The sequence below is a fragment of the Klebsiella sp. M041 genome (assembly GCF_059759695.1).
The window spans coordinates 1-18,057 of the sequence record NZ_JCAXWU010000026.1; the positions used below are offsets into that span (position 1 = coordinate 1).

At 54.6% G+C, this 18,057-nt stretch carries 19 protein-coding genes and 2 pseudogenes; 8 read left to right on the forward strand and 13 right to left on the reverse strand.

Features of this window, described 5'->3' with window-relative positions; all coding sequences use genetic code 11:
* The 3 genes and pseudogenes from AC6CWS_RS23730 to AC6CWS_RS23740 all read right to left on the reverse strand — a co-directional run.
* Positions 1-109: pseudogene (locus AC6CWS_RS23730) on the reverse strand (IS5/IS1182 family transposase); the annotation flags it as partial.
* Positions 110-130: 21 nt separating this feature from the next.
* Positions 131-1,321, reverse strand: coding sequence for an AAA family ATPase (locus AC6CWS_RS23735; protein ID WP_323109741.1), 1,191 nt, complete (start codon positions 1,319-1,321; stop codon positions 131-133).
* A 162-nt stretch (positions 1,322-1,483) separates the two neighbouring features.
* A pseudogene (locus tag AC6CWS_RS23740) lies at positions 1,484-2,348 on the reverse strand (replication endonuclease); the annotation flags it as partial.
* A 283-nt stretch (positions 2,349-2,631) separates the two neighbouring features.
* Here AC6CWS_RS23740 and AC6CWS_RS23745 point away from each other — a divergent pair.
* The 4 genes from AC6CWS_RS23745 to AC6CWS_RS23760 all read left to right on the forward strand — a co-directional run bounded on the left by AC6CWS_RS23745 (position 2,632) and on the right by AC6CWS_RS23760 (position 4,122).
* Positions 2,632-3,645 (forward strand): sensor domain-containing diguanylate cyclase, encoded by a 1,014-nt coding sequence (locus AC6CWS_RS23745; protein WP_065883893.1) that lies wholly within the window; start codon positions 2,632-2,634, stop codon positions 3,643-3,645.
* Between the two features lie 57 nt (positions 3,646-3,702).
* Entirely contained in the window at positions 3,703-3,804 is a 102-nt protein-coding gene (locus AC6CWS_RS23750) for a YoaK family small membrane protein (protein WP_065883891.1), read from the forward strand.
* A complete protein-coding gene (yoaJ, locus tag AC6CWS_RS23755; protein ID WP_137910537.1) occupies positions 3,804-3,878 on the forward strand; it encodes a protein YoaJ in 75 nt (24 codons plus the stop codon). Before AC6CWS_RS23750 ends, yoaJ begins: the two co-directional genes overlap by 1 nt.
* Positions 3,879-3,996: 118 nt before the next feature.
* Positions 3,997-4,122: a hypothetical protein gene (locus AC6CWS_RS23760; protein WP_065883889.1), complete on the forward strand. Its 126-nt coding sequence runs from the start codon at positions 3,997-3,999 to the stop codon at positions 4,120-4,122.
* Between the two features lie 59 nt (positions 4,123-4,181).
* Here the strand turns inward: AC6CWS_RS23760 and AC6CWS_RS23765 are convergent, their stop codons facing one another.
* The 4 genes from AC6CWS_RS23765 to fraE all read right to left on the reverse strand — a co-directional run bounded on the left by AC6CWS_RS23765 (position 4,182) and on the right by fraE (position 7,936).
* A complete protein-coding gene (locus tag AC6CWS_RS23765) occupies positions 4,182-4,445 on the reverse strand; it encodes a DUF2534 family protein (RefSeq protein ID WP_065883887.1) in 264 nt (87 codons plus the stop codon).
* A 130-nt stretch (positions 4,446-4,575) separates the two neighbouring features.
* Positions 4,576-5,214, reverse strand: coding sequence for a leucine efflux protein LeuE (gene leuE / locus AC6CWS_RS23770; protein WP_004203730.1), 639 nt, complete (start codon positions 5,212-5,214; stop codon positions 4,576-4,578).
* Between the two features lie 89 nt (positions 5,215-5,303).
* The gene (lpxP, locus tag AC6CWS_RS23775) at positions 5,304-6,218 is read right to left on the reverse strand and encodes a kdo(2)-lipid IV(A) palmitoleoyltransferase (protein WP_023289231.1); all 915 of its coding nucleotides are present in this window, start codon (positions 6,216-6,218) and stop codon (positions 5,304-5,306) included.
* Between the two features lie 674 nt (positions 6,219-6,892).
* A complete protein-coding gene (fraE, locus tag AC6CWS_RS23780) occupies positions 6,893-7,936 on the reverse strand; it encodes a fructose-asparagine asparaginase (protein ID WP_065883885.1) in 1,044 nt (347 codons plus the stop codon).
* 303 nt (positions 7,937-8,239) lie between these two features.
* Between fraE and AC6CWS_RS23785 the strand changes: the two genes are divergently transcribed.
* Together AC6CWS_RS23785 and AC6CWS_RS23790 are read left to right on the forward strand one after the other, a co-directional pair.
* Positions 8,240-9,448: an HD domain-containing phosphohydrolase gene (locus AC6CWS_RS23785; protein WP_065883883.1), complete on the forward strand. Its 1,209-nt coding sequence runs from the start codon at positions 8,240-8,242 to the stop codon at positions 9,446-9,448.
* Between the two features lie 73 nt (positions 9,449-9,521).
* Entirely contained in the window at positions 9,522-11,306 is a 1,785-nt protein-coding gene (locus tag AC6CWS_RS23790; RefSeq protein WP_065883881.1) for a diguanylate cyclase, read from the forward strand.
* Here AC6CWS_RS23790 and AC6CWS_RS23795 read toward each other — a convergent pair.
* Positions 11,303-12,202 carry a LysR substrate-binding domain-containing protein gene (locus AC6CWS_RS23795; RefSeq protein WP_065883879.1) on the reverse strand — a complete coding sequence of 300 codons (900 nt, stop codon included), beginning with the start codon at positions 12,200-12,202 and terminating at the stop codon, positions 11,303-11,305. The two genes, AC6CWS_RS23790 and AC6CWS_RS23795, sit on opposite strands and share 4 nt — an antisense overlap.
* A 120-nt stretch (positions 12,203-12,322) precedes the next feature.
* Here AC6CWS_RS23795 and AC6CWS_RS23800 point away from each other — a divergent pair, with 120 nt between their 5' ends.
* Entirely contained in the window at positions 12,323-13,825 is a 1,503-nt protein-coding gene (locus AC6CWS_RS23800; RefSeq protein ID WP_065883877.1) for a UbiD family decarboxylase, read from the forward strand.
* 84 nt (positions 13,826-13,909) lie between these two features.
* Here AC6CWS_RS23800 and AC6CWS_RS23805 read toward each other — a convergent pair whose 3' ends face one another.
* The 4 genes from AC6CWS_RS23805 to AC6CWS_RS23820 form a co-directional block, all read right to left on the reverse strand.
* Positions 13,910-14,320 carry a Spy/CpxP family protein refolding chaperone gene (locus AC6CWS_RS23805; RefSeq protein WP_074442690.1) on the reverse strand — a complete coding sequence of 137 codons (411 nt, stop codon included), beginning with the start codon at positions 14,318-14,320 and terminating at the stop codon, positions 13,910-13,912.
* 134 nt (positions 14,321-14,454) lie between these two features.
* Positions 14,455-15,141 carry a KPN_01159 family EAL domain c-di-GMP phosphodiesterase gene (locus AC6CWS_RS23810; RefSeq protein ID WP_065883873.1) on the reverse strand — a complete coding sequence of 229 codons (687 nt, stop codon included), beginning with the start codon at positions 15,139-15,141 and terminating at the stop codon, positions 14,455-14,457.
* 426 nt (positions 15,142-15,567) lie between these two features.
* Positions 15,568-15,723 carry a hypothetical protein gene (locus AC6CWS_RS23815; RefSeq protein WP_032429125.1) on the reverse strand — a complete coding sequence of 52 codons (156 nt, stop codon included), beginning with the start codon at positions 15,721-15,723 and terminating at the stop codon, positions 15,568-15,570.
* Between the two features lie 45 nt (positions 15,724-15,768).
* On the reverse strand, positions 15,769-16,401 hold the full coding sequence (locus AC6CWS_RS23820) for an ECs1377 family protein (protein WP_498256448.1): 633 nt from the start codon (positions 16,399-16,401) through the stop codon (positions 15,769-15,771).
* A 568-nt stretch (positions 16,402-16,969) separates the two neighbouring features.
* Here AC6CWS_RS23820 and AC6CWS_RS23825 point away from each other — a divergent pair.
* A complete protein-coding gene (locus AC6CWS_RS23825; RefSeq protein WP_023289222.1) occupies positions 16,970-17,167 on the forward strand; it encodes a hypothetical protein in 198 nt (65 codons plus the stop codon).
* A gap of 59 nt (positions 17,168-17,226) precedes the next feature.
* Here AC6CWS_RS23825 and AC6CWS_RS23830 read toward each other — a convergent pair whose 3' ends face one another.
* Entirely contained in the window at positions 17,227-18,021 is a 795-nt protein-coding gene (locus tag AC6CWS_RS23830; RefSeq protein WP_065883871.1) for an AraC family transcriptional regulator, read from the reverse strand.
* Between the last annotated feature and the right edge of the window lie 36 nt (positions 18,022-18,057).

Below are 18,057 nucleotides of genomic sequence, written 5' to 3' on the forward strand. Positions count from 1 at the left end.
CACGGTTGATGAGGGCTTTATTGTAGGTGGGCCAGTTGGTGATTTTGAACTTTTGCTTTGCCACGGAACGGTCTGCGTTGTCGGGAAGATGCGTGATCTGATCCTTCAACTTAGCAAAAGTTCGATTTATTCAACAAAGCCATGTTAATGGCCAGTTTTTACTGATTACCTGAGGTGAATGAGTAGCAATTATAACTTTTTCATACTCATTTATTTTTTGAATTTTCTTCAAAGAATCCAAAAATGTTTGCTGCCAAGCGACGTGCAAAGATATTTCGGGCTCATCGATTAGAATCACTTTTTGAGTGGCTAGATCAAAAATCAAATTGAATAGAAGAACTATTTGGTTTTGTTCACCTGATGAAAGCGAGTTTCGCTCAACCACATCTCCACTTAAGCTTCTAAAATAAAAACCGTTTTCTCTATCAATAACAACATTTTTAAAAGCAAGTATTTTCTCTTTAAGAATTGATTCAAAAAGATCAATTTTCTGATGCAAAATTTGAAAAGGCGAAAGCTTACCTAATGCATCTTCTATATAAAGATCAAGAACCCCTAAGTATTCATTGCTACTATTTAGCGAAGTGCTTTTATCTGGCATTAAATTATCTTCAGAATGAATCAATCCATAATGCATATAATTACGCCGTTTATCTTGAATACCGCTCAAACGTGCTTGAATATTTGTAGAGGAAAATCTTTTTTGTTGTTCCAGACGTTCAAAAAGTCTAATGGGGAATGTAGCGTCTAATTTTTGACTTAATGCTGCAGATTCATCCTGAGCAGTTTCCATTAGATTTTTAAGTTTAGAGGCACATGAATCTATAACACTGTCATTCCCTTCTTCCGCCTGGAGTCTATCAGCACGGATAAAAGAGACAATTTCATCTGATGTTAAAAAACTTAAAATTTCAGAACTTAGTTGCTTTTCTTTTACGTTTTTATAGGTCCGTTTAGTCTCTTCAGAGCTCCATTGAAAAATAACCAAATCATTATTTTTAACTAATTCTGTTTCCAACTCTAGATTTTCAACAGCGAAAACATTTGAATCACTATCGTAATGTTCTAAATTCAGGGCATTATCCTTATCACCATGCTGAATAGATACACCACCTCCCTGAAAATGTAAAAAAATACTTTCGAACTTTAACTTACATAATATATTAAGCTTATTTGACAAAATACTGTTAATAATCTTAAGAATCATTGTCTTACCATAACCGTTAGGACCGGTAAGCATGGTTATTTCATCTTTATCCAATGGGAGTTCATAATCAAGAAGCCCAAAAAGTTTATGTATTTCCAATTTAATTAAATTCATTTGCTTCCCTTAAAAGGATGATCATTAAAGAATTATAGTATTTCAGAAGCTACCATGGAAGAGTTTTAGTGGGACAGTAAGTTGCTCATGCCAAACTCGGCTCTCCCCTTTACAGCATCGAACAAGCTGTTCCGATATCTCAACATCATTCACAATCACTTTTTATAAGCCCTTGGAAGACTGAGGACAGTTATTGCCACAAGTCCAAGGGCGACGGGGTCGCCCTTGGCGGCGCTTTCAGCGCCTAGGTTAGCGAGAGCCTTTTTCGCCATCTTCCATGTGTGAACGTGGTTGCATATTTTGTTTTCCTTGCCGGTGATTGGTGACCAAATGCAATAAATACAGATCCCGTGCTCACCATAGGTTCCTGGTTTCATTGTCGACTCGTCGGCGGTATGAATGAGGTAATTAGTACAACGCTCTGCTTCATGATGTAGGTTGCAAAACAGCCAACATCAGCGGCAAGCACAGCATCCAGTTTTGGAGCCATAAGTACCGGAGCACCCGGTTTGCTGGTTTTCGTTGCACGAGTAGCCTGCGATGCGAACAATCGTAACTCGCGGTACGCCTGGCGGCCTGGAACCCTAAAAAACGGAATTGTTAAACACGGTGCAACGATGCCCACGCAGTGACGTTCTCGGCACTATAGCGTAGTGATTTCCTTGTCTCCTTACTGACGGTGCCACCCAGTCCACGCCCATCGATGTTTTGACTGACGTGCTTTGCAATATAGCTGGCCGGAGTCCCCTTTCGCGGGTCTATCAGCTTTGATTTGAAACGAGCGCCAGTGTTATTACCTAGTTCGGCGCGATCTTCTAGGATAGCGAAACGACGCAGCATCTCTGTGATTGCACGTCGATGTTTTTTGCGCAAAAAACACAACAAACGCCAGTGCACGGTACCGTCATGGTACGGCTCAGCGACACGAACGCCATACAGCGCAGCTCCTTTTATGCATCGCTATGCGGAAAGTGGCTAACATATCAATCCGATAACCGCTACTCTCCCTGACCGTCGAGTGATTCCATAATACTGGCCATCATCTCATTACAGCGTTGTGCTGGGTTGCTACGACACCACAGTTCGCGGCGCATTTTATAATTAATGGGGGAAGCATCATTATCATCACGTTGAAATCCACGGTTTCCTGAGTGATCTCCCTTCGACGGGGCTTTTTTTCCCGCCGTGTCGACAAGTATTCCCCAGACAGATGTGATAAATTTAAAAATATCACTGTTTACTCGACGCTGATGTCCGTTTGCAGCCCAATATGCTGGGGTGACGTTTGGCGTGCTGGAGCTGTATTATTCATGTCAGATTTTATTCTTGCCCGGGTGTCGCAAACCCTCGCTACGGAACAGTCCCTGGAAACCCTGGTGCGCCAGCTGCTGGAGATGCTGGAGGCGGTGACGCGAATGGAGTCCACCTACCTTACCCGCATCGATATTAACGCCCAGCGGCAGCAGATCATGTTCGCCCACAACAGCAGCGAAATGCAGATCCCGGAAGGATTTTCCGTCCCCTGGGATGAATCTCTGTGCAAACGCGCCCTTGAGGATCAGTGTACGTTTAGCAATGACGTCGCCCGTCGCTGGCACTCCTGCATCGCCGCCCAGGAGCTGGGGATCGCCACCTTTTTAAGCATTCCTGTGCGCCTGGCCGACGGCTCTCTGTTCGGCACCCTCTGCGCCACCAGCCGGCAACAACAGCCTTATAATCTTGAAGGTGAACAGGTCATGGGCCTGTTCGCGAAGCTCATTTCCCACTACGTGGAAAAAGACACCCTGGTGCAACAGCTGCAGGCGGCAAACGTCGCGCTGGAGCTGCACTCATCTACCGATGAGCTCACCCAGCTCCCTAATCGCCGCGCGCTGTTTAAGCAGCTGGCGCTACGCTTTGCCTCCGCCCGCGCTCAGCAGCAACAGGTCGCGCTCATTTTTATCGATCTCGACGGTTTCAAAGCCATTAACGATCGGTTCGGCCATCCGTGCGGCGACAGCTTTCTGGTGCAGGTCGGCGAACGACTCACCGCCGTCGCGCGCCGTGAAGATATCGTTGGCCGCCTTGGCGGCGATGAGTTTTTGATCGTCGGTAGCGCCCAGCCGCCCGCGGCGCAGCAGGCGTATGTCACCACCCTGCGCCAGGCCCTGTGCGGCGTCTTCTTCCTCGGCGAACAGCGTATCAACTATGAGGGCGCCAGCTTCGGGGTGGTCATCTGCGATCCGCAGAGTATCGATGTTGAAGCGGCCTTACGCGCTGCCGATGAGGCGATGTATCAGGATAAGAAGTCTCGCCGGCAGGAGAATTTTATTCATATTGACTAAAGTCACGCGATATCCAGTATCATGCTGGGCATCATTCGTGGGTACAGGGACACTATCATGAAATTGGGTATTCTTTTCCCGGTGGCGATCTTTATCGTCGCCGTCGTCTTTCTCAGCTGGTTTTTTGTCGGCGGCTATGCGGCGCCGGGCGGGGCATAATGAAAAAAAGCACCATTATTATGCTGGTTGTCGCCATCGTGGCGGTGGCCGGCGCCCAGTTCGGCTGGTGGTGATCGCCGCGGCGATATTGCGGAGTTGTCCTATCCCATCAATAAGTTAACGCTTTACACTCACGTTATCCGCCGCGGCATTCTCGGCCCCGGGGAAAGAAAAATAGCGGGAGAAGTAAGGATGAAAAAACCGATCGTGTTACCGTTGATCATTGCGCTGTGCACGCTGTTATCGGGATGCATTGTTGACGATGGCCATCACCACCATCGCCATCACCACCATCATCACTATCATGACGATGATTAATGCTTCACGCTGTTGATGAGCCGATAAAACAGGGCGAACTTTGGTTCGCCCATTGACGCTTAATCCTGACGCTCGTCGCCGAGGAAAATAAAGCCGAGCGGAATAGCGAAGAGCGCGGTAAAGACGATGCTGTAAACCGTCACCATCGCCCCCTGCAGGAAGAACATGGACGTCGTCCACTCCGAGTACGGCATATTGTACTCGCTCACCACGCCGCCAAAGGTCGCCCGTCCTACCACCGCCAGCGCGATAGCAAACACCGTCGCGAGCGACAGACAGTATTTTTTGCAGTTTTTATTGCTGAGGAGTTTTTGCAGAATCATCCGGGCTTCCTTTTTGCTGAGCGATAAACGGCTGTATATGTAACACCAATGCAATAAAAAATGAAGGGTTTTTGTTACAGAGCAGAATAAGAGGCGGCGGGCCGGTCTGTGGGTAACCGGCCCGTGGGGATCAGGACTGCAGGGTAGCCAAGCGCGCGGCGAACCCAACGAAAACCAGGCCAATCAGGCTGTTGCCAAGTTTGGCCAGCTTCTTGCGGGTTTTGACGTAGCGGGTGACAAACGAGCCGGAGAGGATCAAAAAGCTCATATAGCAGAAGCTTATCACCTCGAGGGTCAGCGCCAGAATAAAGAACGCCACCCCGGGAGCTTTGGCGTTGACGTCGATAAACTGCACGAAAAACGACACATAAAACAGAATCGCTTTCGGGTTGGTCAGGCTCAGGGTCAGGGAGCGTTTGAGGATCGCGCTCGCCGGCTCTGCGCTGGCGTCGGCCTGGCCGTCACGCTGGGTCAGCACCGCATAGAGCATTTTGCCCCCCAGCCACAACAGGTAAATCGCCCCGAGGTAACGGACGACGTTAAACAGCACCGGCGTGGTCTTAATCAGCGTCGCCACGCCGGCAAAGGCCAGAAACATCAGCACCGCGTCGCCAATAAAGACGCCCGCCGCCGCCAGATAGCCTTTCTTTACGCCGTGGGCAATGCCCGTCTTCAGCACAAAAAACGTATTAGGGCCAGGGACGAGGATGATAAACACCGCCCCGACCAGGTAGGTCAAATAATTCAGAACACCAAACTCAGCGAACACTCTGCACTCCTTCGCGCACGACTAAAACATGATCCGGCTCACGTTACCCCAACTGTCGGGATTTTGAAAGCGCAGCCTGTGCGGGAAGGTTAATAGACGGAGGGTTCACCCAGCGGGCGGGTTTTAAAACGGCGATGCACCCACAGATACTGCTCGGGGGCACGCAGGATCTCGCGCTCAATCACCTTGTTGATATAGCCGGCGGCAATCTGCTTATCCTCACCCGGATAGTCATTCATCACTTCGCTAATGTGCAGGCTGTAGCCCTGGCGATCCAGCTTGCGCACCATGCTGATGCTCAGCATTTTCGCCCCTGATAAACGGGAAAGCACATAGGTGCCGTTGGTGGTAGCCGCCTGCGGGACGGAGAAAAACGGCGCAAACACGCTGCCCTTGGGGCCGTAATCCTGGTCCGGAGCAAACCATACCGCTTCGCCTGATTTTAAGGCATGTACCAGGCCAGTCAGATTGTTGCGATCGATCATCGCTTTGTTCGAGCGCAGGCGACCGCGGGTTTGCACCCACTCCATCAGCGGACTGTTGTGCGGACGATAGGTGGCCATCATTGGACGACACAGCCCCATGGCGCGTCCGCCCAGCTCCAGCGACATAAAGTGTACGCCGACGACCATCACCCCTTTCCCGCCGCTAAGCGCATGATTAAGGTTGGCAAAGCCCTCGACATCAAACCATTTTTTAACCCGCTCATCGCTCCAGAACCAGGCCATGCCGGTTTCAATCAGTCCCATTCCCAGCGACATAAAGTTTTGATCGATGAGGGTCTCGCGCGCCGCCGGCGACATCTCCGGGAAGCAGAGCTCAATATTGCGCCGGGCGATATGTTCGCGGCGTTTGAGAAAGCGTCGGGAAAGACGACCCGCGCTGGTGCCGATAAAATGCAGCAGCGGATAAGGCAGTTGCACGATCAACCAGAGAATGCCGAGCCCGAACCAGGTCAGCCAGTTGCGCGGGTGTAAAAGTTGTTTATGAAATACGCAGGCCATGATTTTTCCTGTAAACATTAATTATGTGGTAACGCTTAAGGAAAACAGAGTCCATTTATCATCATTAGGCGGTACGTACAGCAAGTTCGACAATACTAATCCGGCGAAATTCCTTCCGGCAAGTAAAAAACTGCGTGCTGACAAAAAAACATAATTGCGGCACAAATGTTACTAAATGTAAACTTAAATCTTGCGGCCCTTTTAATATATTCATCATGTATATCATTTTCACGCTAATCATCCGCGTTACTAGCAGAAAAAACCGAATTCTTCATCGGGAGCGCCCTGCCTGCGGGGAGATGTCGTCCGCTAAGCCGCGCGGCCAGCGGCGTGGCGCATCGCGTCGCATCGTCATTTGTGGGCGTGATAATTAAAGCGCGCGCGCCGTGGAATGCATCATGTTTAATCTATCAGCATAAGGAAGATTAAATTCGCCTTAAGACAATAATTAAGAATAGGCTTATTTAAGCCTGCTTTAAAAATACTCGTCTTTCCCTGCGGAGGCATTTTAATGGCGCCCTCGCCGGCTGCTAAAAAAATATTTCTTTACGCCTCGCGCATAAAAACAGGCGGGGGTGAATGACGGACAATGATCCGCCGCCGGTTTGCACTCGCGTCGGGTCATTGAGAGAACAACGCGGCCAGGGCGCGAACCACGCCCTGGACGTAGAGGATCAATAGGTGTGGAAGTATTGCTGGATCAGCTGCGGATTTTTCGTCTGCGTCAGCGCCGTCATCAGCAGAATACGCGCTTTCGCCGGGTTGAGGGAATCGGCCACCAGCCCTGGCTGGCTGTCGTCCGGGGGCACCACGCCGCTGCCGGTGCGGGAGGCGCGCACCACTACAATGCCCGCCTGCTGCGCTTTTTTAATACCAGCAGCGCTACGTACCGATACAGAACCCGCCCCCGTGCCGGCGTAAATAATACCGTCGGCATGATGGGCGATCGCCGCATCGTACATATACTCCGGGTCGTCCTGGTAACCATAGATGATCACCACTTTCGGCAGAGCCTTCAGCTGACGCACATCGAAGACCGAGCGCAGGGTATGAATTTTATCCACCCGCGTTTCAAACTGGGGTTTTCCCCCCACCACGACGCCAAGATAACCCTCCTCCGGCGCCCGGAAAGTATCCAGCGAGGTGGCATTGGTTTTGGTGACGAAGCGCGCCGCGCCGATGCGGTCGTTAAGCACCACCATGACCCCGCGCCCACGGGCATCCGGGTCGGCGGCGACGGTGACGGCTTCCAGCAGGTTCATCGGCCCGTCGGCGCTGATCGCCGTCGCCGGACGCATCGCGGCGGTAAAGACCACCGGTTTATTGCTTTTCACCGTCAGATTGAGGAAATAAGGGGTTTCATCGAGGGTGTCGGTGCCATGAGTGATCACCACGCCATCGACATCATCCCGGGCTAATAACGCATTCACCCGCTTCGAGAGCTGCAGAATAATATCGCTGGTCATATTCTCACTGCCGATATTCGCCACCTGCTCACCTTCGACGTGGGCGATTTTACTTATTTCCGGCACGGCGCTAATCAGCGTCTGCACGCCAATTGCCCCGGCCTTATAGCCCGTCGTCTGGGTATTGCTGGCCGCCGAGCCGGCAATCGTCCCGCCGGTGGCTAAAATGACAATATGCGGTAAGCGCGTCTCGCTAAACGCCAGGCTGCTCATCGTCAGTAACGCAATGGCAAGTAATGCTCTAAAATTCATACAAGTCACTCCCTTCATAGACATTAATCAAACTTACGCTTGCTTAATGCAAAGGGCTTGCCAGAATTGATATCTTTTACGGGGGGTAAATGGTTAACTATCAGACAATAATAAGGTTCTCGCATCAACATCGCCCAAATCTGGTGCATGACTGGATCTGAACCGGGCAGGCGCCATGAACCCATACATTATGAGTTTTTACCCTTTCAGCAACACACAACACGCATTGGGATCAGATTATCGACACTTCCGGCACCCCCGAGGTCATTTATGCCCGCCGGGTGACGCGAACGGAGAACAGAAATGCGTATTGCCCTGAAGTCGGCCCTGATGCTGACCACCAACGTCATTCAGATCATTAACCCTGATCTGCACCGGCATATGCAACGAACGGCCTTAATCGCCCTGACGCTGGCGCAAAGGCTGGGCTTGCCTGCCGAGCGGCAGCAGACCATCTTTTGCGCCGCGCTGCTGCACGATATCGGCGTACTGGGTGATAGACGCACCATTCATTCGCTGGATGCCATCGATAATATCCATGATCCGCATCAGCGCCAGGGGGCGGCGATGCTCGAGGGGTTAGCAACCTTCCGGCCCATCGTCCCCTTGATTCGCGACCACCACTTTAGCCCGGAGCACCGCGGCAGCCGCGAACAGCATATTGTCTATTTCGCCGATGCCTTTGAACGGCTGCTGCCGGCGGATAGCCGCGTGACCGCCTGGCCCACGCGGGCAGTGGTGGAGCAGTTCGTCACCCTGCACCGGGAGATCGATCCGTTACTCTGCGATACCCTGTGCGAGGTCGCTGAAAATGCGAACTTCTGGCAGCACCTGCATCCCGGGCATATTCAACGGCTGCTGGAAATTATTGCCCCCATCAACACGCTGTATCTGGATATTGACGGTCTGAAAGATGTCTGCCTGCTGATTGCCAAAATTGTCGACACCTACAGCAGCTTTACCGCCAGCCACAGTATTATGGTGGGGGAAATCGCCCGCCAGCTTGCCCACTGGATGCAGCTGCCGGAGCCCATCTGCCAGCAAATACAGGTTGCCGGCTATCTGCACGACATTGGTAAGGTTTATATCCCTCTTTCTATTCTGGAAAAAGAGGGGGAGCTGGATGACGACGAGCTGAGCCAGGTACGCGAGCACAGCTACATGACCGGGGATCTCCTTAGCGACTACAGCGAGCTTGGCGACATTATCAACTGGGCCTCGAATCATCATGAAAAACTGGACGGCAGCGGCTACCCTCTGCATCTCGAAAAGGATCACCTGACCCTCGCCGACCGCATTATCTCCATCGCCGATATTTTCACCGCCCTGACCGAAGATCGCCCTTATCGTAAAGGGATGGCCTGGCAGGAGGCCTTACAGATTATGGAAACGGATGTTATAAATGGCGCTCTGGATCGCGATGTCTTTCTCGTTTTGCGCCACCATGCGGAAACGCTACACGCCATCATTCTTCAGACCCTCGAACACCCCCGCAGCGAGCACCGTCCCTGAAGCGGACCACCGTCGTGACGGGGACGGGTTCTATAAATTAAAACAGCTTCATCTGCATGCAAGGAAACACAGGGTGAGAATCGCCACCATCACCAACTGGGCCTACGGGATCACCGTCGGCCTGACGCTGGCCTCCGGGAGCGCCATGCTCATGGCCTCCAGCGCAGACCGCGTCGAACGCCAGGCGGTACAGCAGCGCCAGGTCTTTGATACCCTCTCCGACAAGGTGGAAAACGACGCCTGGGCGCTGTCAGACCTCGCCCGGCTATACGTGGTTAAGCCCTCGCCGGAGACGCTGGAGCAGTACCAGCAGCTGCAGCGGACCGACAAAAGTATTGAGCTGCGGCTGGCCAGATTGAAAGATAACGGCGCCAGCCGCGAGGAGCTGGCGCTGCTGCACGATGGCCTGCAGATTGCCGCTGAACTGCAGGATGAACAACAGGCCGCCCTGGCGCATGTCGCCCACGGCGATGCGCCAGCGGCCATCGCGGTGCTGTACGGTAATGCATACGAGACCGAGCTGGAACGCATGCAGACGCAGATCGATCGCTTCCGCCAGATGCTCGAAAATCGCGCCGCCGTCGCCATTGACCAGGCCACCGAACGCTCGCGGATCTGGCGCACCCTGTCGGAAATCATGGTCGGCCTGACCGCGCTGATGTTTTTGTTCGTCCTCGGCTTTATTCTCAAACGTCGGGTGCTCTATCCGGTGGTTCGCCTGAGCGACGTGGTGCAGCGTCTCGCCTCCCAGGACTATGCGGTGGAGACGCCGCAGTTCACTCAGGTGGATGAGATTGGCGATATGGCCCAGGCCATCCGCATTTTTCGCGAGAACGGCCTGGCCCGCCAGCAGCTGGAGCAGCAGCGCGACGCTGACTGGGCGATCCGCGAACTGCTGGCGCGCATGACCCAGCGTCTGCAGGGCTGTGAAACCATTGAGGATGTGATTAAGGTGGCGGAACTGTTTGCGCCGAATATCGCCCCGACGATCCCCGGGAAACTGTATATTCTGGATACCGACCCCTGGCAGATGCGCTGCGTGGCGCAGTGGCTGGCGCCCGCCGGGGAGACGACGCCCTTTTCACCCGACGACTGTTGGGCGATACGTCGGGGACTCAGCCATCCGCCGGTGCAGGGCGAACCCGATATCACCTGCTATCATCTGCCGGAGGCGCACGCCGGCCAGTCGCTCTGCGTACCGCTCATCGCCCAGGGCGAAGCCATCGGGCTGCTGACCTTTCAGAACGTTACCGCCAGTGACGCCCCTTCCCGGGCCTACCTTGAGCTGATGGCGGAAGCGCTGGGCCTGGCGCTGGCCAATCAGCGCTTACGCAGCGCCCTGCTGGAAAAAGCGCTGTTCGATTCCCTGACCGGCCTGCGTAATCGCCATCATCTTGACGAAGCGCTGCATTCACAGATGGCGCTGGCGGTCCATACCCACACCCCGCTGAGCTGTCTGATGATCGACATCGATCATTTTAAAGCCATCAATGACCGCTACGGCCACGAGGCCGGCGATCTGGTGATTAAGAGCGTCGCCACCATCGTGCAGCGCGCGGTGCGCGATATCGGCACGGCTTTCCGCTACGGCGGCGAAGAGTTTCTGGTGCTGCTCCCCGGCCTTGACGAAGCCGAGGCGCACCAGTGCGCCAGCGAGATCTATACCCAGGTGCACGCGATGACGCTGCGCGATGGTCTGACCGAGATAGGCCAGGTGGATGTGTCGATTGGCATCGCCAGCTACCCGCAGCACACCCAAAGCGACAGCCTGCTGCGCGCGGCGGACGCCGCGCTGTACCGGGCGAAAGAGCTGGGCCGCTCAAGGATTGTCAGCTTTGGCCGCCTGAAGACCAGCTAACCGGGTGATTGCTCGGTCGCATTGAGTAGCGAGATAACTTTCCGCACCACCGCCGAACGGATATGGCGGTGGTAAACCATGCTCAGCTCACTCTCCGCCAGCCGGTCCTGAAGATCGATATACACCACGTTATCGAGGCGTAAGGCCCGCGCCGAGACCGGAACCAGGGCCACCCCGACCCCGGCGGAGACCAGGCTAATCATCGAGGTGACGTCGTTAATCCGCTGCGCCACCTGCGGCGTAAAGCCCGCGACGCGGCAGGCGTCAATAAACACCTGCTCCAGCCCGGTGCCCTGCGGATCGTCAAGCGAGATCCAGTTATCCGCGCGCAATGAGGCCAGATTGAGCGCCCCCACGCCCGCCAGCGGATGCTGTTGATAGAGCGCCAGGCAGAGCTTTTCCCGCACAAACGGCCTGACCACCAGCGCCTCCGGCGGCGAGGCCAGCGGCGCGCGGATGATGGCGATATCCAGGCGCAGATCCAGCAGCGCTTCGTAGAGCATTTGCACATCGCCATGCACCAGCGACAGCTCAATCCCCGGCCAGTCGGCGCGCAGCTCGCGCAGCAGCCCCGGCAGTTTACTGTCGTACATCGCGCTGGAGACATACCCCAGATGCAGCCTTCCCTGCTCGCCCCGCGCGGTGCGCTGGGCGTCCAGTGCCGCCTGGTCGACCATCTCCAGCGCCAGCCGCGTCTTCTGCCAAAAGACCTCGCCCGCGGCGGTCAGGGTCAGACGGCGGTTGGCGCGGGAGAAGAGCACCACCCCCAGACGCTGCTCGAGCTGTTTAATCTGCTGGCTGAGGGCGGGCTGGGCGATATGTAACCGCTCCGCCGCCCGGTGCATATGTAACTCTTCGGCAACGACCACAAAATGGCGTAACGCTCGCAAGGACATGGCCGGACTCCATGGGTTTTATTGATAATAAAAATCTTATCAATAACGCATAAATGATGCAATTGATAACCATTAGCCTGCGAAGCATACTGTGCGCATCGACACGCTAAGGAGAACATCATGACCGCACCGATTCAGGATCTGCGCGACGCCATCGCGCTGCTGCAACAGCATGACAATCAATACCTCGAAACCAATCATCCGGTGGACCCTAACGCCGAGCTGGCCGGCGTATATCGTCATATCGGCGCCGGCGGCACCGTGAAGCGCCCCACCCGCATTGGCCCGGCGATGATGTTTAACAATATTAAAGGCTATCCGCATTCACGCATTCTGGTGGGCATGCACGCCAGCCGCCAGCGGGCGGCGCTGCTGCTGGGCTGCGAAGCTTCGCAGCTGGCGCTGGAGGTGGGTAAAGCGGTGAAAACACCGGTCGCGCCGGTGGTGGTTCCGGCCGGCAGCGCCCCCTGTCAGGAGCAGGTTTTTTTGGCCGACGATCCGGACTTTGATTTGCGCACCCTGCTCCCGGCGCCCACCAACACCCCGATCGACGCCGGCCCCTTCTTCTGCCTGGGCCTGGCGCTGGCCAGCGATCCTGACGACGCCTCGCTCACCGACGTCACCATCCACCGCTTGTGCGTGCAGGGCCGGGATGAGCTGTCGATGTTTCTTGCCGCCGGCCGCCATATCGAAGTGTTTCGCCAGAAAGCCGAGGCTGCCGGCAAACCGCTGCCGATAACCATCAACATGGGTCTCGATCCGGCCATCTATATTGGCGCCTGCTTCGAAGCCCCCACCACGCCGTTTGGCTATAACGAACTGGGCGTCGCCGGCGCGCTGCGTCAGCGCCCGGTGGAGCTGGTGCAGGGCGTCAGCGTCCCGGAGAAAGCCATCGCCCACGCCGAGATCGTCATTGAAGGCGAACTGCTGCCCGGCGTGCGCGTCAGGGAAGATCAACACACCAACAGCGGCCACGCGATGCCGGAATTTCCCGGCTACTGCGGCGGCGCCAACCCGTCGCTGCCGGTGATCAAAGTCAAAGCGGTAACCATGCGGCACAATGCCATCCTGCAGACGCTGGTGGGACCGGGGGAAGAACATACCACCCTCGCCGGGCTGCCGACCGAAGCCAGTATCTGGAATGCCGTCGAGGCCGCCATCCCGGGCTTTTTACAAAACGTCTACGCCCACACCGCGGGCGGCGGTAAATTTCTGGGGATCCTGCAGGTGAAAAAACGTCAGCCCGCCGACGAAGGACGTCAGGGACAGGCTGCGCTACTGGCGCTGGCGACCTATTCCGAACTGAAAAACATCATTCTGGTTGATGAGGATGTCGATATCTTTGACAGCGACGATATCCTGTGGGCGATGACCACCCGCATGCAGGGGGATGTCAGCATCACCACCCTCCCCGGTATCCGCGGTCACCAGCTCGATCCTTCCCAGACGCCGGAATACAGTCCGTCGATCCGCGGGGAAGGTATCAGCTGCAAGACGATTTTTGACTGCACGGTCCCCTGGGCGCTGAAAGCGCACTTTGAGCGTGCGCCGTTTGCCGATGTCGACCCGCGTCCGTTTGCCCCGGAGTATTTTGCCCGTCTGGAAAACGGCCACGGCCAGTAAGTCAGTCAAGCGGGGCGACAGGCGCCGGACACACGGCGTCTGTCGCCCGATGCAGCGCCATCCGGAGCGGATGGCGAAGGCGGGTTAGTTGATCGCCGCGGCGAGGTCTTTTTTCACCTGCTCACGCTGCTCGGCGGTCAGCAGCTGGCTGACGTCGAAGTAGTATTTCACGCGATAATAGCGCACCTGCTGATCCAGTTGGCTAAAGGCAGCCAGCTGCTGTTTGACTTTGGCTTCATCCCATTTCCCGGAATGAATCACGTCGGCCAGGGCACCGTCCTGATAGCCGCTGATTTTAATCTGGCTCACACTGTTTTCGAAGCCCTTACGCAGCGCCTGGATTTTGGCGACCTGATCCTCACTCAGCTTCAGGTGCTGGACGACCGGGTCCTGCGAGACAGACGGCACGTCAGCCGAGGTCGACGCCTGGCTGGCGGCGGTGAAGCAGGTGGTCAGCGCAATGGCGATCAGGGTGTTACGCAAGCGTGTATTCACAATGAGTTATCCTTCAGGCAAGTAAAAGAGACTGGATTATCATCGCGGGAATAAAGACTATCTGTAACAAAGCATTCGTTTAAAACTGGATAAGAAAAGCATGGCAGGTAACCGAACCTGGCCCCGGCGGGCGCTCAGCAGCAAAGAAAGATATATTCATCCTTCCAGTAACGGCCCTGACCAATGATATCCCCGGCCGCATTGATGAGCCGTTTTTGCTTTTCGGTTTCGATCCCCTCCACAATCACATGCCCGGTCAGGGTATGAATAGCCTGTAACAGCCCGGGCAAAGCGGGATCGTTTTCTTTGTCCCAGAAATAGTCTTTATCCACTTTGACGCAATCAAAGCGAAATCGCTCCAGCAGCCGGAACGTCGTTCGTCCGCGACCAAAGTCATCCAGCCAGACCGGGCAAAGCGCCGCCAGCGTGCTCAGCGCCGTCAGTTCACGACCGGCGATAAATTCATGAAAATTCTCATTTATTTCCAGAGCAATGTTTTTACAGGAGCGCAGAAAATCACAGAGATAGCGGTCAGTCAGAATAAAATGGCTTAATAAATCATCAATATTCAGAGAGATCGGCTTATTATCGACCTGGGAAAAATCAAATACGGAAAGCAACTCGATTTGTCGGGTAAATAGTGCAAGCTTATCGCTTTCGGTGAGCGTGGAGAAAGAAAACGTGGGCGCTGAGGTGTTATTTTGTGCGGGTGCTATAATGTCTTTAGTGAGCAATTCCCACGAGTGGTAACCGCCACCATCGCTAATAGCGGGCTCCAGAACGAAGCGATAAGAGGTATTTTTCACGTTTTCTTTAACCATTTAAAAAATACCAGAAATAAGAAAGGGTTAAAGCATGTCATATATTTCCCGCTAACAAAAATAGTTTAAAATGATCGATAAGAAACATTCGATAGCTAAAAGCTATCAAGATATAATTTATTGATCGGTAAAGTGAATTAATATAAATTTGCCACCGCTGTCAGACCCGCGTAAATCACAATTAAAATATCGTTTCAAACCAGCCAGTTACAAGATAACCCCTTCGCCAGGCATGGCGACTTCATGCTTTTCCCTGCAGGATAAAAAACATGGTGTAATAAAAACGAAAAAAACAAGCCGCCAGTTTTGTCATATTGTTATGCCGAAGATGAATAACGCATCACCCGGCACGCCCCGCCGGCCATGCCTTCTGCGGGCGATAAATCAGGCAGCCGGGTCAACGAAACGTCATATTTTCCCGCTACCTTACTGGCAGAAAAGGCGAAGCGGGAACAGGGTAGTGAAAAGAATATACGTGGTTCCGCTGGCGCTGATGCTGATCATGCTCAGCGTCAGCGCGTGGCGGGAACCGGCTCCGCGGCATGCTGCCAGAGGGCTGTGCGTCTGGTTTGATGGCGCAATGGTCGACTGCCTGCAGAGGCAGCGGCTGGGCGAAGCGAGGCCCGCTCACGCGCTGGTCAGACGATAAACCGGTACCCGCCGGGTGGTATTGAACAGATTGTCGCTGACCTCCACCTCCTCAGTGACAATAGCCATCCCGGACCGGCGCAGCTGGGCAATGTCCGCCGCCACCCGCTGACTGCCGAACCAGAACAGAGCATCAAGCGTGGTAACCGGCAGGCCGGCGATTAATGCCTGGCGGAGTCGATCCCGGGCAGGTTTAATCTCCCGGGCGATCTGCTGGTACGGCGCCGCCGTCAGGCCCGTCGCTTCGACGCGACGAATGCGGTTTGTCAGGTGGTAATGAAAGCTCTCCGGTACAGCCTGTAAATCCTGCTTCAAACTGTAGACGCAGCCGTAACGTTTGCCGTTGAACACGGCGGCTTTACGGCTGAGCTGCAGCGTCTCGCGGACGTCGGCGATCAGCTGCGGCGCGCGCACTAGCAGCAGGCGAAAAGGCAGCTCGAAGCTGGTGACATAGTCGACGTTCAGTAACGCAATGCGCAGGCGCTCCTCTGCCCCGGCCTGCAGCTGACGGCACTCCTGATAGACTTCGCGCCACTGCTCCCGCAGCCGCGACGTTTCACCGGCTTCGGTAAACTGGTATTTTTCAATATCGTAATCAACTCTCCCGGCCACCGCGCATTCCTTCCTGAATCAGTCCCGGCGTTATACTATCATCCTCCGGCGCTGTACCCTACGCCGAGCGCCGTCGCCGCTGTCGGTTATTTACGATAAAGATAACGGGTGATGACCACATCAAGAACAAACAGCAGGAAAATAACGCTGCTTAACCACAATAAGCCTGCGAATAAATCAAGTAATTGCATCGTTGTTCCCTCGCCGTTGGCCATAAAAAATAAAGCCCCATCACCATAAAGTAGTTAAGAACTACCTTAACAGCCACAGAATAAAAATTATTTAGCGATATGAAATCCCGAGCCCTTGCAGGTTCATTTTACTGACATCAAATTGTCATCAAACAATGTCTATCATCAGCCGACGCCACAGGATTGTTCCTGCCGTCATGGTATCGCCGGCAAACGCGCGACCGCACGGTTTAACAACACGGAATAATATCGCCCTACCCCACTCTTACTGTCATTGCATAATCTTATATCAGGCCCCATTGCCATTCTGCTGAATAATCCGGAAAGCGCGATAAGTCATAAACGCCCTGCTGATTGGTTGACCATGGAGAAATACGATGCCCAGCGAAAAAGCCCGCAGCCTTGACCATTTCTATGAATTACTAGCGACAGGACAACATCAGAAAATTGAACTCGATTTCGACGTCGCCGCGGACGATTTTTTTAAAATCGCCACCGAGTTTGGCGACATTGGCGCGAGGATCACCCGGCTGAATGAGCGATTTATTATTAAGATCAAGTCGCCGAAAGCCTAAGCCCCTACCCGCCCTCTCTGGCGGGCGTCAGGCCAGCGGTCGTCGCCCGTCCCTTTTTCTTAACGAGTGCCGGTCTGCCGTTCGGCAAAATAGTGCGCCGGCGTCGTCCCCATCGTTTTTTTAAACAGGGTAATGAAAGCATTCACCGACTCATACCCCAGCTTAGCCGCCACGTTTTGTACCGAAACGCCGCTGGCCAGCTCCTGCAGGGCAATAATCAGATGCAGCTGCTGGCGCCAGCGTCCGAAGGTGAGGCCGGTCTCCCGCTGCATCAGGCGCGCCAGGGAGCGTTCACTCAGCGCCAGACGTTTCGCCCACACCGGCAGGGTACTGCGATCGTCAGGATGACTCACCAGCCTGTCGGCCATGGCGCGTATTTTGGGGTGCGCTGAGACGGGCAGATTCAGGCGCTGCGCCGGCATGTTCGCCAGCTCGTCAAGGGTCACCCGGGTCAGTCTCCCGGCATGGCTATCCGCCGCGTAGTCCGCCCCTTCGCGGGTGAGCCGCCCCACCAGCTCATGGATCAGGGAAGAGAGCGCCAGCGCGCAGCAGCTGTCGGGCAGCGCCGCCGCCCCGGGTTCAATAAACAGGTAGTTGAGGCGCGCGTTCCAGGTGGCGGTCACACTGTGGGCAATACCGCCCGGGATCCATACCGCGCAGCGAGGCGGCACGATCCACAGGTTATTTTCCGCCCGACAACGCACCGCGCCATACAGCACGATAATCAGTTGTCCTTTGCGATGGCTATGCACCGGCACTTCGGCTTCATACTCGACAAAATCAAGATGACGCGCGACGGCCGGGCAGGAAGACGCGTCCGGATCGTACAGCGTATTGGCAAAGGGTGATGGCATACGGTTGGCAAGATTCAGGTATTTTTTGACAGAATA

Excerpts from the sequence above, each read along its gene's own strand:
- AC6CWS_RS23825 (WP_023289222.1), top strand. The coding sequence starts at position 16,970 with ATGCCCAGCGAAAAAGCCCGCAGCCTTGACCATTTCTATGAATTACTA.
- AC6CWS_RS23795 (WP_065883879.1), bottom strand. The coding sequence starts at position 12,202 with ATGTCCTTGCGAGCGTTACGCCATTTTGTGGTCGTTGCCGAAGAGTTA.
- AC6CWS_RS23800 (WP_065883877.1), top strand. The coding sequence starts at position 12,323 with ATGACCGCACCGATTCAGGATCTGCGCGACGCCATCGCGCTGCTGCAA.
- AC6CWS_RS23735 (WP_323109741.1), bottom strand. The coding sequence starts at position 1,321 with ATGAATTTAATTAAATTGGAAATACATAAACTTTTTGGGCTTCTTGAT.
- AC6CWS_RS23810 (WP_065883873.1), bottom strand. The coding sequence starts at position 15,141 with ATGGTTAAAGAAAACGTGAAAAATACCTCTTATCGCTTCGTTCTGGAG.
- AC6CWS_RS23785 (WP_065883883.1), top strand. The coding sequence starts at position 8,240 with ATGCGTATTGCCCTGAAGTCGGCCCTGATGCTGACCACCAACGTCATT.
- AC6CWS_RS23745 (WP_065883893.1), top strand. The coding sequence starts at position 2,632 with ATGTCAGATTTTATTCTTGCCCGGGTGTCGCAAACCCTCGCTACGGAA.
- fraE (WP_065883885.1), bottom strand. The coding sequence starts at position 7,936 with ATGAATTTTAGAGCATTACTTGCCATTGCGTTACTGACGATGAGCAGC.
- AC6CWS_RS23765 (WP_065883887.1), bottom strand. The coding sequence starts at position 4,445 with ATGATTCTGCAAAAACTCCTCAGCAATAAAAACTGCAAAAAATACTGT.
- AC6CWS_RS23830 (WP_065883871.1), bottom strand. The coding sequence starts at position 18,021 with ATGCCATCACCCTTTGCCAATACGCTGTACGATCCGGACGCGTCTTCC.
- AC6CWS_RS23760 (WP_065883889.1), top strand. The coding sequence starts at position 3,997 with ATGAAAAAACCGATCGTGTTACCGTTGATCATTGCGCTGTGCACGCTG.
- lpxP (WP_023289231.1), bottom strand. The coding sequence starts at position 6,218 with ATGGCCTGCGTATTTCATAAACAACTTTTACACCCGCGCAACTGGCTG.
- AC6CWS_RS23750 (WP_065883891.1), top strand. The coding sequence starts at position 3,703 with ATGAAATTGGGTATTCTTTTCCCGGTGGCGATCTTTATCGTCGCCGTC.